General features: G+C 39.6%; 14 protein-coding genes. 2 read left to right on the top strand and 12 right to left on the bottom strand.

The window, feature by feature from the left end; translation table 11 throughout:
• The first annotated feature begins 37 nt into the window (after positions 1 to 37).
• Together nthB and ODQ17_RS12355 are read left to right on the top strand one after the other, a co-directional pair.
• Positions 38 to 685, top strand: coding sequence for a nitrile hydratase subunit beta (gene nthB, locus ODQ17_RS12360; RefSeq protein ID WP_322903960.1), 648 nt, complete (start codon positions 38 to 40; stop codon positions 683 to 685).
• A 42-nt stretch (positions 686 to 727) separates the two neighbouring features.
• A complete protein-coding gene (locus tag ODQ17_RS12355) occupies positions 728 to 1,942 on the top strand; it encodes a GTP-binding protein (RefSeq protein WP_322903958.1) in 1,215 nt (404 codons plus the stop codon).
• Between the two features lie 162 nt (positions 1,943 to 2,104).
• On the opposite strand, the gene ODQ17_RS12350 is transcribed toward ODQ17_RS12355, so the two are convergent.
• The 12 genes from ODQ17_RS12350 to paaE form a co-directional block, all read right to left on the bottom strand.
• Entirely contained in the window at positions 2,105 to 2,665 is a 561-nt protein-coding gene (locus tag ODQ17_RS12350; protein ID WP_322903956.1) for a TetR/AcrR family transcriptional regulator, read from the bottom strand.
• A gap of 752 nt (positions 2,666 to 3,417) precedes the next feature.
• The gene (locus ODQ17_RS12345; RefSeq protein WP_322903954.1) at positions 3,418 to 4,392 is read right to left on the bottom strand and encodes a DUF6414 family protein; all 975 of its coding nucleotides are present in this window, start codon (positions 4,390 to 4,392) and stop codon (positions 3,418 to 3,420) included.
• A gap of 121 nt (positions 4,393 to 4,513) precedes the next feature.
• On the bottom strand, positions 4,514 to 4,957 hold the full coding sequence (locus ODQ17_RS12340) for a hypothetical protein (RefSeq protein ID WP_322903952.1): 444 nt from the start codon (positions 4,955 to 4,957) through the stop codon (positions 4,514 to 4,516).
• A 357-nt stretch (positions 4,958 to 5,314) separates the two neighbouring features.
• Positions 5,315 to 5,698, bottom strand: a complete 384-nt coding sequence (locus ODQ17_RS12330; RefSeq protein ID WP_322903950.1) for a PaaI family thioesterase — start codon at positions 5,696 to 5,698, stop codon at positions 5,315 to 5,317.
• A 77-nt stretch (positions 5,699 to 5,775) separates the two neighbouring features.
• Entirely contained in the window at positions 5,776 to 6,381 is a 606-nt protein-coding gene (locus ODQ17_RS12325; RefSeq protein WP_322903948.1) for a DapH/DapD/GlmU-related protein, read from the bottom strand.
• On the bottom strand, positions 6,368 to 7,333 hold the full coding sequence (gene paaX / locus ODQ17_RS12320; protein ID WP_140987362.1) for a phenylacetic acid degradation operon negative regulatory protein PaaX: 966 nt from the start codon (positions 7,331 to 7,333) through the stop codon (positions 6,368 to 6,370). Before paaX ends, ODQ17_RS12325 begins: the two co-directional genes overlap by 14 nt.
• 53 nt (positions 7,334 to 7,386) lie before the next feature.
• Positions 7,387 to 8,676, bottom strand: coding sequence for a phenylacetate--CoA ligase PaaK (gene paaK / locus ODQ17_RS12315; protein WP_322903945.1), 1,290 nt, complete (start codon positions 8,674 to 8,676; stop codon positions 7,387 to 7,389).
• 40 nt (positions 8,677 to 8,716) lie between these two features.
• Complete coding sequence (pcaF, locus tag ODQ17_RS12310; protein ID WP_322903943.1) at positions 8,717 to 9,925, bottom strand: 3-oxoadipyl-CoA thiolase; 1,209 nt, start codon at positions 9,923 to 9,925, stop codon at positions 8,717 to 8,719.
• A gap of 12 nt (positions 9,926 to 9,937) precedes the next feature.
• The gene (locus tag ODQ17_RS12305) at positions 9,938 to 11,476 is read right to left on the bottom strand and encodes a 3-hydroxyacyl-CoA dehydrogenase (RefSeq protein WP_322903941.1); all 1,539 of its coding nucleotides are present in this window, start codon (positions 11,474 to 11,476) and stop codon (positions 9,938 to 9,940) included.
• Between the two features lie 2 nt (positions 11,477 to 11,478).
• Positions 11,479 to 12,270: a 2-(1,2-epoxy-1,2-dihydrophenyl)acetyl-CoA isomerase PaaG gene (paaG, locus tag ODQ17_RS12300; protein WP_000386291.1), complete on the bottom strand. Its 792-nt coding sequence runs from the start codon at positions 12,268 to 12,270 to the stop codon at positions 11,479 to 11,481.
• Positions 12,270 to 13,043: an enoyl-CoA hydratase-related protein gene (locus tag ODQ17_RS12295; protein WP_322903939.1), complete on the bottom strand. Its 774-nt coding sequence runs from the start codon at positions 13,041 to 13,043 to the stop codon at positions 12,270 to 12,272. Before ODQ17_RS12295 ends, paaG begins: the two co-directional genes overlap by 1 nt.
• An 8-nt stretch (positions 13,044 to 13,051) precedes the next feature.
• Complete coding sequence (gene paaE, locus ODQ17_RS12290; protein ID WP_322903937.1) at positions 13,052 to 14,113, bottom strand: 1,2-phenylacetyl-CoA epoxidase subunit PaaE; 1,062 nt, start codon at positions 14,111 to 14,113, stop codon at positions 13,052 to 13,054.
• Between the last annotated feature and the right edge of the window lie 21 nt (positions 14,114 to 14,134).

The following is a 14,134-nucleotide window of genomic DNA, read 5'->3' as shown; positions in this document are numbered from 1 at the left end:
GCACACTTTTTAGCAACGATATAGTGGAGTAAACATAATGGATGGTTTTCATGATTTAGGTGGTAAGCAAGGTTTTGGCGCAATTGATCACCAAATTAATAGTAAGAGCTATAAACCTGTATTTAAAAAAGACTGGGAACACCTCGCCTACACATTAATGTTTTTAGGCGCAGGACATCTCAATAAATTTAATATTGATCAGATTCGTCATGCGGTTGAGCGTATTGGATTACGGCAACACGTTGGGACTGAATATTACGAGCGTTATGTGATTGCAACAGCCACTTTGCTTACAGAGACTGGTGTAATTACGCAAGAAGAACTCGATGAAGCTTTAGGATCTCATTTTCAACTTGCTACCCCAAATCATTCAAATGGTCGCGAAGCAATTTCAGGGCGTCCACCATTTGAAGTTGGAGACGTGGTTACAGTCCGTGATGAATCGATTTCCGGTCATATTCGTGTACCCGCCTATGTAAGAGGAAAAACAGGCGTTGTCCTTCACCGAACCACGGAAAAATGGCCATTCCCAGATGCTGCCGGCCATGGACATTCCAATGCATTACCCCAACCCACTTATCATGTTGAATTTTCAACACAGGAATTATGGGGAGATGCAGGTCTTGAAGGTTCTGTAGTCGTTGATTTATTTGAGAGCTATTTAGATAAAGCTCAGACCTCTTAACCTGATTTTCTATATTAACTATCACGAACTATGAGGTCAGGCATGACAGCAATATCATTAAAATCAGAATTTGAACTTAATTCGTCTCGTATTCCTGTGACTGTTTTATCTGGCTTTTTAGGTTCAGGTAAAACGACCCTACTCAACTATATTCTGAATCATCAGCAGAATATGAAAGTAGCAGTAATCGTCAATGATATGAGTGAAATTAATATTGATGTTGAAGATGTGCGCCGTCATGTAGATCTCAGTCGTGGTACTGATCAATTAATTGAAATGAGCAACGGATGTATCTGCTGCACCTTAAGGGCTGATTTACTCGAACAAATTAGTACTATCGCGCAGAAGTCACAGTTTGATTATATTTTAATAGAATCTACAGGTATTTCAGAACCCATGCCTGTTGCTGAAACATTTGCTTTTCTTGATCAAAATGGCTTTAGCTTAAGTGAGCTGGCTCGTTTAGATACTCTGGTCACTGTAGTAAATGGCGAAAACTTTACTCAAATGATTCAATCTACTGACAAAGTTGAAACGGCTCATCAAGAAGAAGAGTCCATATCGACAACACGCCCACTATCGGATCTCCTGATCGAACAAGTTGAATACGCTAATGTTATTTTAGTTAGTCGTGTTGATGTGATTGGACAAGAACAATACTCTCAATTGCAATCACTGCTCAATGAACTGAACCCAGCAGCAGAAATTTTACCCATGTCCTTTGGTGAAATTGATTTGGAAAAAGTTCTAAATACACACAAATTTAATTTGCCTGATTTAGTGAAATCTCCAGGATGGATGAAACAGATGGATCCGAATGAAGAGATTCATTCTGAATCTGAAAATTATGGTATTTCTTCTTGGGTATATAGTGAGCGTCTACCCTTTCATCCTCAGCGTTTTCAGAACTTTTTACATCAAGCGTGGAATAACGGTGCTCTATTACGCTGTAAAGGATATATCTGGTTTGCCAATCGTTATCAGGATACTGCAATGCTGGTTCAAACAGGAAATCAATTTGCATGGGAATACGTAGGAAAATGGTGGAATTTCATTCATCAGGCTGACTGGCCTCAAGATGTTTATCGTCGTAATAGTATTTTTGAAAAATGGGATGAACGTACAGGTGACTGTCGACAAGAAATTGTTTTTATCGGACAAGGCATTAATTGGGAACAACTTCAGCAGCAACTCAACGATTGTTTATTAACAATGGAAGAAATTAAGGATGGACCTGATGTTTGGTCAAATTATTAATATTTAATAAATCCAAGTAATCATGCTACGAAATTATTTTTAACTTTCTTATGCGGCTAAGCGCAAGCTTTATTTAGCTATGCCTTTTTATAATGCTCTACCCCTATATTCTGAGTGAGTGATGACAATCTCATTTGTATCACTTCACTTTCGAACTTATTCCTACATCTTATTCAACCCACTCAAAAAACAATCCAGCACCTTTTCCTGATCGACTACCTCATCTGAGCTTAGATGCTGAATAATTGCACCCTCAATCATATATAAAAATAGTTTTGCGTCCTGAAAAGTTGCATCGTTTTTTAGTTTTATGAGCTGACTATAGATTTCATTGATGAGCCACGTTCTATATTTAATTGCGACTTGATAGGCTTTTGAATAGGTCAGTTTTATCTCAAAAATGGCTTTAAACAATAAATAGTACAATCCCTCTAAATCGGTATGTAAAAGATAAAGCGCCTTGAGTTTATCCCTAGCACTTGTGTGGCTGGTGTACTCAGCAATTGAAACTACTTTTTCTTTTAAACGTTCTTTTTGCACGATTAGACAGATTTCAATAAACCGCTCTTTCGAGTGAAAGTAGTTATAAAAAGTCGCTTTTGGAATTTCGCACTCTTTCACAATTCTGTCGACCCCAACCGTATGAAACCCAAAATGGTGAAATAAATGAATTGATGTATTAATGACTTGCATGGCACGTGCTGGAAGAACTAAGTTTGGCATCGTTTTACCGCTATAAATTCTTGTTGTTTCTAAATGAGATACTTTTTTGGGAGAAAAAAAGGCACAGCAAAGCCATAAAGACTGTGCGTGGCACATCTCGATTTTGTTATTGCTAAGTTTTAAATAAAAAAGACTTAAAGCCTGAAAACCTTAGGGCAATCAAGCTGCTTTAAAATTTTAAGCTGTGTCGTTATAGCTTTTGGCATTGAGAGCCAAGAAATAATGGATGTGCAAAGCCAACTCCTTTTTATTGGGAGTTCTGCCAGACATTAAAATTATGGTGGCAGAACGAAAGAGGGTTGACGAACTGGTCACACGAGGCCAGCACACCCGAAGGTGTCCCCCTTCCGTCCTACCGCTACGAGAGGGAGACGAAGAGCCGCACAAAACTATCCCTCAGAAGGAATAATTCTGATACTCGTGTGAGAACGGTTCGTCAAAACCGGCTGGCAATGTGGCCAGCAGGCAAAGAATAGTACCCAACCCTATTGCAGTCAAGCACGTAAAATGCCATTTGTTTTAAATTAAATCATTAGAAAAGTAAGGCTAAATAATGAGGGAGTTATTGTTAAGTGGGAGTTGTAGAGGGGGAATAAAAAAACAGCCTTGGGAGGCTGTTTTTAGGGGTAGAAAAATTTTGTATAGATTATATTCAATAAAATACGACCAAGATATATTTATCATTCTAAGTAAACAGTAAAAATTACTCCACATTTCTAAAACAAATTATTTTTTCCCATTTATTTTTGATATCAAAGTTTCATATATATTGCTAATGGATCAATTACTAATTCATTTTTAAGTAAATGACGTATAGTTTTTTCCAAGCTACAATAAGTTTGTAGTAGATTATGGATTGCAGGGCCCAACCCTTCAGGTTGATCTAAGATGCTAGTAGAAATTTCTTCAGTTTTTTCATTAAATTGGATACTTAACTTTTCCTCTTCGGTAAAACTCTGACTTAAAGTACCTATAACAACAAATTTTTTATATGTATATCTTCCATATTTACTGACAAAAAGATCTTTAGGTTCTCTTAAGTAAGATTCTGATAAGTAAGAAGTAACTTTAATATGGCCATGATACTGTGAAATAGCCAACTCATCTTTAAAACCATAGGTCAAAATCGTATACATCTTATCCAGATAGGTGGAATCAAGATTTAATCCAGCTTCTAAGGCCATTTCTTTAATATTGTTGAATCTTTTTAATTCGTTATCTAATTGTCGAATTATTCCTTTATCTCTCGTAAGACTCTTTTGATCTTCTAATACTTTCTTTTGGTGCGCTAAATTTTCATGATTTGTTATAAAGAATAATGCTTCACCATAAGTATTAAAATTTTTAAATAGATCAATAAACTTATGGTAATCATCAAACCGAATTTGACTTTCAAATCTAATAAAAGGTTTCGATGTTAGTATTTCAGAAGTAAGAGTTTTACTATCATAATTATTGAGATCTAAGATATATTCAGCCTCAATATCTTTTTCTAAAAGATTAAACGCATAATCATGCAAATATTTGGTTTCAACAGACGAATTAGCTGTTTCTATGAAATCAACCAATTTTTGACCACTACCAACTACACCCTTTTGCTCTTCACCTTTGTTTTCTACAGAGCTTGACGTAGAAACTAATTCTTTTGTTACACCACTAAAAACTTGTGATGAAAATGAGTAAAGCTTTTCTGTATCAATATAAACGTAATAACGTAAATCTTTCATCTTTTTCTCTTCAAATAATCTTCATAATGTTTTTTCCTAGTATCATTATACGATTTAAATGCAAAGTATAAAGATAGCGATACCATTATAAATGTCAGAAGTATAATAAAAAAATCCATCTTTATCCTCCTGCCATTTTAGAAGTATTATTTAGATAGTTAAAGAACCTAAAACCAATTATGAAATTAACAACAGCTATAACTATCGAGCATATTAATAAGTTTGTCCCATTTACTAATTCTTTCCCACCTTCACTTATAAGGGATAAACAAAGCAGAAAAGAAAGTGCAATCAGCCAAAGTATCCCTAATATCTTATTTCGTTCTCGCCACAAACTACTTTTAGGATCAGCGATATTATCAATTTCCGTAAGAATAGAAAGTTGAATAATCAATGAAAAGAGAATGATATCCCCAATAGCATAAGCGCTAATCTTAATAGTAGAATCTTGGGTAAAGAAGCAAATTAAGAGACGTAAAAGAATGGGTAAAAAAGCTATCCCTACTGTATAGCCTAACCATCTAAGTGATTTTAGATTTGAAAACATTTTTGATATTTTTCTCAACTAATGAACACACTATACATAATAATACTGATGTTCTATAACTATTTCTTTTGTAAATTTATATAGACCTTCCTTTTTTGTTGTTTATTTCTCATAATAACCACCAATTTTAAATTTAGTAAATAGAATTTTATAACAAATTATTATCAATTTGGCATGAGACTACTTGAGGTCAATTTTATAATTTCTTTTAAAAATAACTATTAATTTTCAAATAATTAAAAAATAAAATACTCTGATCAAACATGCTGAAGGTGAAACTAACATTAATAGAAAAGCCCTTTCATATGCTTCAATTGCTTTAAGTAAAAATGGCTACAGGCAAGCCCAACCACTCTGCTCAAAACTAACCATATATCACGGCGCAAGTCTGTAACACGTAGATGTAAATAAAGCGACTCTATTATTCAAACCGTCTGTTATCACCACTTCATAATGCGCGAATTTTTTACTACTGCCGACCTTGGTTGCAGTTGCAAATAACACCCTATCTTTCGCACCGCTCATATAGCGAATATCTGCCTGTAGGCCCGTATATGGCGCATCGCCTGCATTACAAGCCATCGCAAAAACAATATCGGCTAAAGAAAATATGACACCGCCATGTACGCCGCCCAATGCATTCATGTGTTCGTCTTTTACATTAAGCTGACAACGCGCTTCATCAAAACTGCGATGCAGCACTTGAACACCTAATAATTCTGCGAATTGATCAACCGCAGTATTTTCCATATTTTGCACAAACGTCTCCCTACTCGTGCGAGTATTCCTTAAGTGTTATGAACTCATGTGTATTGAAATCGACTGCTTAAAAGCTGTTAAACACTATCTTGTTTAATCTGATAGTTTGAAGAACTAAAGTCTTTATAGGTCAGGCGGTCATCCAACTCTGAGCTTAAAGGCTGAACTTCTTGCATTGAGTTTAAGCAGCGCTGTGCAAGCTCAATGTATTCTTGTGTGCCTCTGGTTTTCCACTTTTTTTCTTGTTCTGATAAATCACGTGCAACCTTGGCAGGACTACCCATTGCCAATACATTTGCCGGAATAATATCTTTAGTTTTGACCAGACTATTTGCACCAATAATGGTGTTTTCACCAATTTCGGCATAGTCCAAAATTACGCTGTTCATGCCCACCAAAACATTTTTACCAATGCGGCAACCATGTAACGTTGTGCCATGCCCAATGTGGCCCATTTCCTCAACTAAAGTCACGCTTTGCGGAAAACCATGGACGGTGCAGTTATCTTGTATATTGGCATTTTGCTTAATATGAATACGACCAAAATCGGCACGCAGTGAAGCAAATGGCCCTACATATACACCCGCTTCAATAATCACATCACCAATTAAAACAGCCGTTGGGTGTACAAAAGCGTCTGGGCTAACGACTGGAATAACACCGTCAATACTATAACAAGGCATAATTTAACCTCTCATTTGTCGCAACCAAACCTCCGAAACGGCGCCAATAATGTGCTGTGGCATTTGGCATTGGTCCTTCTGCTGTTGCGGCAACAGACAAGAAGTATTCATCCGCAGGTTCAAATACTTTTTTATAAATATTCATTGATAACGTTCGTGCACTTATCGCAGGCCAGTCAGTTGGCAATAACTCAAGCGGTAATGCAGGGTCTTTCAACAAAATCCGACGATAATAATGAATCAGCAAAGTTCGAATTTGAAAGGCCTGAACAGGTTCTAACTGCTCGTTTTCCTGCATCAGCAACACGCCAATTTCTCTAAAAATATCGAGAAACTGTAAATATCTTTGGCGTAATTCATCGATAGGCCAGTTGGTTCTGAGCATACGACCAATGGTATCGACCGAATTATTAAAGAGCTGCAAAGTTTCGGCTTTAAACACCACCACTTGCTCACTCATATTTAAGTCAACCAACAAGCGTTGCAGTTCAATACGATTACAACCCGGATAAGCCATTAAGTTTGTCGAAATATTGGCAAATCCTAACCATTCCAGTTCTTTCTTTAGCAACGCTTTATTTTCAGTGTCGAGGCTAGACATCAGAATAAGATCCCAATAATGGTCCCACTCTTTCATCTGGTCGTTATAAATGCGTTGCTCAGCCTGCAAATAAGTCGAACGGCTCGAATCGGTAATTCGATAAAAACTGGTTCTGCCGATTTTGTCCGAACATAACCAATCATTTTTAACTAAACGAAAAACAGAGGTTCTTACAGCGCGGTCATTAAAACCAAATAGCTCTAATAACTGAATCAGGCTTGCAAGACTAATATTTCCACCCCGATGAAGTACTGAATCTCCAAAAATTGTCGAAATAAGCGAAGTTCCACTTAAGGTCTCATTCTTTACAACAGAATCAATTATTTGCTGTATTTTTGCACTCATACTCATGTCTTGGCGTTTAGTTTCAGGGTATAGATTCTATACCCTGAATGATTTTGATGTTAAGCAATCTGACGCATATCGATTACCCGCTTTGCCTTACCTTCCGAACGAGGTAAGGTCGCTTCTGTAACAACTTCTACAGTCACGCTAATCCCAATCATGGTTTTAATGCGTTTCATCAACTCCTGAGCAAGTTGATTGGCCTGTATATTACAGTTATGACACATCTCTGTACGAATATGCAAAGTATCCATATGGCCTTTTTTAGTCACCAAAATTTCATAATTTGGAACTAAATGCGGAACTTGCAAAATTTGCTCTTCAATTTGAGTCGGGAAAACGTTCACGCCGCGAATAATCAGCATGTCGTCACTACGACCCACAATTTTATCCATTTTACGCATTGCCAGATTTTCTCCAGCGAGTAAACGAGTTAAATCACGAGTACGGTAACGAATAATTGGTAAGCCTTCTTTGGTAATAGTCGTAAAGACGAGCTCGCCAAGTTCGCCATCCTTACAGACTTCACCCGTTTCAGGGTTAATAATTTCAGGGTAGAAATGATCTTCCCAAATGGTTAATCCCTCGCCCTCACCTAAGCACTGCATCGCAACACCGGGTCCCATTACCTCAGACAAACCATAAATATCGAGTGCTTTAATATTGAGACGTTCTTCAATTTCACGGCGCAGTTCGTTGGTCCATGGCTCGGCACCAAAAATACCGACTTTTAAAGACGTATTACGTGCAGTACCAAATTGTTGTTCCAGCTTTTCAATAATGCTGACGCAATACGATGGCGTAACCATAATTGCAGTAGGTTTAAAATCTTGAATGAGCTGAACTTGCTTTTCAGTTTGCCCGCCAGACATTGGAATAACCGTTGCACCTAAGCGCTCGGCACCATAATGTGCACCCAAACCACCTGTAAATAGTCCATAGCCATAAGCCACCTGAACCATATCTTTCGCGGTTAAACCTGCCATGCGTAAGCAACGCGCAACAATGTCCGACCAAGTATTAATATCTTTTTGGGTGTAACCCACCACAGTCGGTTTACCCGTTGTGCCCGATGATGCATGTAAACGCACAATTTGCTCTTGCGGCACGGCAAACATACCAAACGGATAGTTGTCTCTTAAATCCTGTTTGGTGGTAAATGGAAACTTCGCCAGATCGTCTAAAGTCACGAAGTCGTCAGGATGTACACCCGCTTCATCGAACTTTTTCTTATAGACCGGACTATTTTCATATACAAAAGTCAGGGTTTGTTTTAACCGTTTAGTTTGCAGCTCTCTAAGCTGTGCAAGTGTTAATTGTTCAACATTATCCGTTGTAAGGCTGTCCATCGCCTATCTCCTCATTATGTAATTTTTAAAACCGTCTAAATTAATTTAAATTTTCCAAAATCAGTGCGACGCCTTGTCCAACACCTACACACATCGTGCAAAGTGCATAGCGTCCACCGCGTTTTTTTAGCTCACGAGTTGCTGTAATTACTAAGCGAGTACCACTCATACCGAGCGGATGGCCTAACGCAATCGCACCACCATTTGGGTTCACGCGTTCATCGTCATCTTTTAAACCAAGTTCACGCATACAAGCTAAAGATTGGGCTGCGAATGCTTCATTTAGTTCAATCACATCCATCTGATCTAGCGTTAAACCTGTTTGCTTTAAAATCTTCTGCACAGCCGGAACAGGACCTATACCCATATATTTGGGTTCAACCCCTGCACTTGCAATGCCAATCACGCGTGCTAAAGGTTTTAAACCATGTGTATCTGCAAATTCACGGTTGGTAATTAACACACATGCAGCACCATCATTTACACCAGAGGCATTTCCGGCAGTCACCGAACCGCCTTCTTTTCTAAAAGGTGCTTTTAGTTTTGCGAGTGCTTCAAGTGTAGTTTCACGCGGATGTTCATCGCGGTTCACCACAACCACATTTTTCTTACGGTCTACAATCTCGACAGGCAAAATCTCATCGTTAAAGAAACCGTTTTGTTGTGCAGCAGCCGTTTTTTGTTGGCTACGCAATGCAAACGCATCTTGGTCTTCACGATTAATCTGATACTTTTCAGCTACATTTTCGGCAGTTTCCGGCATGCTGTCGGTGCCGTATTGCGCTTTAAGTTGCTTATTTACAAAGCGCCAGCCAATAGTGGTGTCATAAATTTCAGGTGTACGGCTAAACGCTTCGGTCGGTTTAGCTTGTACAAATGGCGCACGGCTCATTGACTCAACGCCACCTGCCAACACAAACTGCGCTTCACCTGCCTTAATTGAGCGTGCCGCAAGGCCTACCGCATCTAAGCCAGAAGCACACAAGCGATTGACGGTCATGGCTGGCACTGTATCAGGTAAGCCCGCCAAGAGTGTCGCCATACGTGCAACGTTACGGTTGTCTTCACCTGCTTGGTTAGCACATCCTAAAAACACTTCGTCTACCGTATTCCACGGCAAGTTCGGGTGTTTATCTTTTAAATATTTGATGGGCAATGCAGCTAAATCATCTGCACGTACAGCACTTAGGGCACCTGCATATCGTCCAATTGGGGTACGAATAAAATCGCAAATTAAAACGTCTTCCATGTTGACTCCTGATTATGCAAATTCGGTCATATCGCGTGAATATTGGGTAGCAATGTTTTGAGTTTTTGCTACATATTGTTTGAGGTAGATACTCGCGCGATATTTTTCCTCTCCATACAGTGCATATAAGTTATTTAAGGTTTGGAGCACATAAGCACCGCCCATTTGTGTCAACCACTGGTAAGGACCCTTAGGATAATTCACTCCATATTTCATGGCATTATCAATATCTTCCAGACTCGCAACACCATGTAAACTTGCTTCGCAGGCTTCATTAATAAGTAAAGCGATGATGCGTAAGGTTAACAGCGCAGGATGGTCTTTAATCCACATGACGCTCATACCAAACTGTGCAAAGTAGGCTTCAACTTTAGCCAGATCACTTGCTTCACATAGTTCGTTATGACTGAGTACTAAAGCCTCTGCCTGCTCAAAATTATGGTGCCAATCCATCAAAACCACTTTACGGCTTAAGTAATGAATATTGGCAGACTCACCTTGGCTTAAACGTAAGTCGATATCATCAATTTGAAGGATATTGTCGTCACTTGCAGATCCGCTTTTTAAACCTAAACGGGTTAAAAAAGCTGGTAGCTGAGACCAAATCCCTTTTAGCTGAATATGTGCATCAACTGGTTTGGCAGTTACAGCTTGAGGCTGAAATGTCTCGTACTGATTTTTTTCGTTATATTGATAAAAACCTTGTTTTGACTTACGCCCCCAAGCACCTGCATCGACTAATTCTTTTTGAATTAGGCTTGGGCGGTAGCGTGGCTCGTAAAAAAACTCTTGGTAAACGCTTTGGGTTACCGAAAAGTTAACATCTTGTCCAATGAGGTCTGTGAGTTCACACGGCCCCATCGCAAAACCGCCACACTGCTTTAAGGCATAGTCTAGCTGGTCATAGCTGGTGACTTGTTCTTGCAGTGCTCTAAAGCCTTCTGCATAAAACGGACGAGCAATTCGGTTAACAATAAAACCAGGAGTCGACTTGGTGAGTACCGGAATTTTTTTCCAATTCAACATCAAGTTTTTTAAAGCCAAACATAAGCTGTTTGGGGTTTTTAAGCCTTGTACAATTTCAACCAGTTTCATGACTGGCGCAGGGTTAAAAAAGTGTAAGCCGACCACGCGCTCAGGGTGAGCAATGCCAGCCGAAATTGCAGTCACTGAAATTGAAGATGTATTACTTGCAAAAATAGTTTGCGCACTACAAATTTCAGCAAGTTGCTTAAATAAAGACTGTTTAACTTCTTTTTTCTCAACAACAGCTTCAATAACCAAGTCAGCATCACGCAGCGCTTCAACTTGGTTGACCACAGTTAAACGCGCTAAGGCTTCATCAGCTTGCTGTTGTGTAAGCTTGCTCTTTTCAACCAGCTTTTTAAATGTCTGCTCTAAGCCTTGAGCGGCTTGTTGCGCTTTTTGAGCATCCAGATCATATAAAACTGTCGAGTGCCCATTAATGATCGCTAACTGGGCAATACCGATACCCATGGTGCCAGAACCAATAACGGCAATTCGGGCACGAGATAAGTCTAAATCTGTCATGCTTAGCGCCCTTTAAAATTTGGTTCACGTTTGTTCATAAAGGCTTGTACACCTTCACGATAATCTTCGGAACGACCCGCAATACGTTGTAAGTCACGTTCTAACAGCATTTGCTCATCAAAGGTGTTATTGCTTGATTGATGAATGGCTTTTTTAATGAGAGATAAACCAAAAGTAGGCTGTTTCGCTAAACGTTCAGCGAGTTCAGTCACTTTTGTTTTAAGCTCGGCGTCTTCAACCACATCCCAAATCATGCCCCATTCTTTTGCGGTTTCTGCTGGGAGCTTGTCACCTAACAAAGCCAATCCCATCGCACGCGCATGACCTACAGCACGTGGTAAAAACCATGTACCCGCAGAGTCTGGAACCAAACCTAAGCGGCAAAATGCTTGTACGAAGTTTGCCGATTTAGCTGCAATCACCAAGTCACAAGCCAGTGCAATATTTGCCCCTGCACCTGCTGCCACGCCATTTACCGCGCAAATGACAGGCTTTGGCATATTTACAATCGTTTTAATCAGCGGGTTATAGTAAGTTTCAATGGAATATCCTAAATCTGGAGCTTCAGCGTTTGGGTCTACTACACGATCACCTAAATCTTGCCCTGCACAGAAGCCGCGGCCTTCACCACTAATCACAACACAGCGAACATCCGGATTTTTGGTCCAAAGGTTTAAAACCTCAGCCACTTCACGGTGCATATCAACGTTAAAGCTATTCAGTGCTTTTGGGCGGTTAAATGTCAGGTAGCCAACACCATTTTTTTCTTCAGCAATAATATTTTGATAGTCCATCACTCACCTCTAAACACTGGCTTTCTTTTCTCAAAGAAAGCGTTAATCCCTTCGTTTCGATCTTTTGTAGCCGCCAGCCAGACAAAGTTTTGACGTTCAAACTTGAGTCCCTGACTTAATGTTGTTTCATGAATACTTTTAATTGATTGTTTAATCACGCGAATCGCTAAAGGCGCTTGTTTCGCAATTTTGGCTGCAAGTTGAACCGCATATTCAACGGTTAATTCGGTCGGAACCACTTGACTGCAAATGCCATGTTGCTCGGCTTGTTTTGCCGAAATCATTTCACCAGTCATGACCCAGCGCATGGTGAGTTGTTGTCCAACCAAGCGTGCTAAACGCTGTGTTCCGCCTGCACCCGGCAACATACCCAAGGTAATTTCAGGTAAAGCAAAACGGGCATTTTCACCGCAAATCACCATATCTGAATGCAAAACCAACTCGAACCCAGCGCCTAAGGTATAGCCATTGACTGCGCTAATGAGTGGCTTACTAAACGCATCAATTTTTTGCCAAAGCTTCGGGCGAATATCGAGTTGCAAAGACACCGCATCCATTGCAGCCAACTCGGTAAGATCTGCTCCAGCCGCAAAACATTGAACATTACCCGTTAAAACCACCGCTTTGACTTGAGCATTATGTTCAGCTTCTTCGAGCAACTCGCATAAACACTGCAATGTTGCATTGTTTAAAGCATTTCTTTTTTCCGGACGGTTTAGGGTTAATAACAAAACACCGTCAGCAGCTGTACTGGCTTTGATCAACTCTTGCATGACGGCCTCTATTCATCAAAACTCAAGCGAACATTTGAGCCTTTTGGCAAGGTCTGACAGCTCAGCACATAGCCCTTTTCAACTTCATCTTCTTCAAGACTGTAGTTAAGGAACATGTCGACTTCGCCAGAAAGCACCTTACAACGACAGGTCGCACACACCCCACCTTTACAGGCATAGGGTAAGTCGGCACCTGCACGTAAAGCTGCATCAAGAATACTTTCGTCGTCCTGAGCTACAGAAACAATCAGTTCACGACCATCTAAAATGATGTTTACTTTTTCTTCTTTACGGTTTGCATCTGCTTCAACACTACGCTTACGCGCTTGTCCTGTATGGAAACGTTCAGTGTGAATGCGTTCTTTGGCAATACCAAAGTTCGGCAAAGTGCTTTCTACGGCATTCATCATTTCGTCTGGACCACAGGCAAATACATGGTCAAAACTCGTTTCAAGCACATCAAAATCAAAAAGCTGTTTTAGCTTTTCTTCATCAATACGACCATTCATCAGCTCACTATCGTTGAACTCACGAGAAAAAATATTGATGAGTTGAAAGCGTTCTTTAAACTGATCTTTCAAATCCATAATTTGCTCGGCAAACATGGTTTGTTTCCATGAGCGATTGCCATAGAGCAACGTAAATTTCGCTTCAGGTTGTTCAAACAAAACTTGCTTAACTATCGATAGAATTGGAGTAATACCACTGCCCGCAGCAACGCCTAAATAGTTTTGTCCGCCCATCTTGGCTGCTTTTTGAAAAAACACGCCTTGTGGTGGCATCACTTCAAGCACGTCACCTACTTTCAAATGGTCATTTGCCCAGTTTGAAAATTGACCTTGATCAATTTTTTTAACCGCAATACTGATGTCTTCTTTTGCCGCATAGCTACAAATTGAATAACAACGGCGGATTTCACCAGCTTCAGTTAAATGGCGAATGGTTAAGTGTTGACCCGGTTGAAATTGGAATTGTTCTTGTTGTTCAGGTACAACGTCAAATGCAATACAAATTGCCTGATCGGTTTGAGGCGTAATACTTTTTACTTTTAATGGTACAAATTGGCTCATGGCTGATTTCCTTATCTAAAG

The organism is Acinetobacter sp. IRS14 (genome assembly GCF_034650275.1).
Lineage (GTDB): Bacteria > Pseudomonadota > Gammaproteobacteria > Pseudomonadales > Moraxellaceae > Acinetobacter > Acinetobacter oleivorans.
Note: the sequence above shows the minus strand (reverse complement) of the source record. Positions and strands in the feature narration are given on the sequence as shown.

Bases quoted from the DNA above. Each gene is read 5' to 3' on its own strand.
- ODQ17_RS12345 (WP_322903954.1), bottom strand. From the start codon at position 4,392: ATGAAAGATTTACGTTATTACGTTTATATTGATACAGAAAAGCTTTAC.
- ODQ17_RS12325 (WP_322903948.1), bottom strand. From the start codon at position 6,381: ATGCCTTGTTATAGTATTGACGGTGTTATTCCAGTCGTTAGCCCAGAC.
- paaE (WP_322903937.1), bottom strand. From the start codon at position 14,113: ATGAGCCAATTTGTACCATTAAAAGTAAAAAGTATTACGCCTCAAACC.
- ODQ17_RS12350 (WP_322903956.1), bottom strand. From the start codon at position 2,665: ATGCCAAACTTAGTTCTTCCAGCACGTGCCATGCAAGTCATTAATACA.
- ODQ17_RS12355 (WP_322903958.1), top strand. From the start codon at position 728: ATGACAGCAATATCATTAAAATCAGAATTTGAACTTAATTCGTCTCGT.
- ODQ17_RS12295 (WP_322903939.1), bottom strand. From the start codon at position 13,043: ATGCAAGAGTTGATCAAAGCCAGTACAGCTGCTGACGGTGTTTTGTTA.
- paaG (WP_000386291.1), bottom strand. From the start codon at position 12,270: ATGGACTATCAAAATATTATTGCTGAAGAAAAAAATGGTGTTGGCTAC.
- paaK (WP_322903945.1), bottom strand. From the start codon at position 8,676: ATGGACAGCCTTACAACGGATAATGTTGAACAATTAACACTTGCACAG.
- paaX (WP_140987362.1), bottom strand. From the start codon at position 7,333: ATGAGTATGAGTGCAAAAATACAGCAAATAATTGATTCTGTTGTAAAG.
- ODQ17_RS12305 (WP_322903941.1), bottom strand. From the start codon at position 11,476: ATGACAGATTTAGACTTATCTCGTGCCCGAATTGCCGTTATTGGTTCT.
- pcaF (WP_322903943.1), bottom strand. From the start codon at position 9,925: ATGGAAGACGTTTTAATTTGCGATTTTATTCGTACCCCAATTGGACGA.
- nthB (WP_322903960.1), top strand. From the start codon at position 38: ATGGATGGTTTTCATGATTTAGGTGGTAAGCAAGGTTTTGGCGCAATT.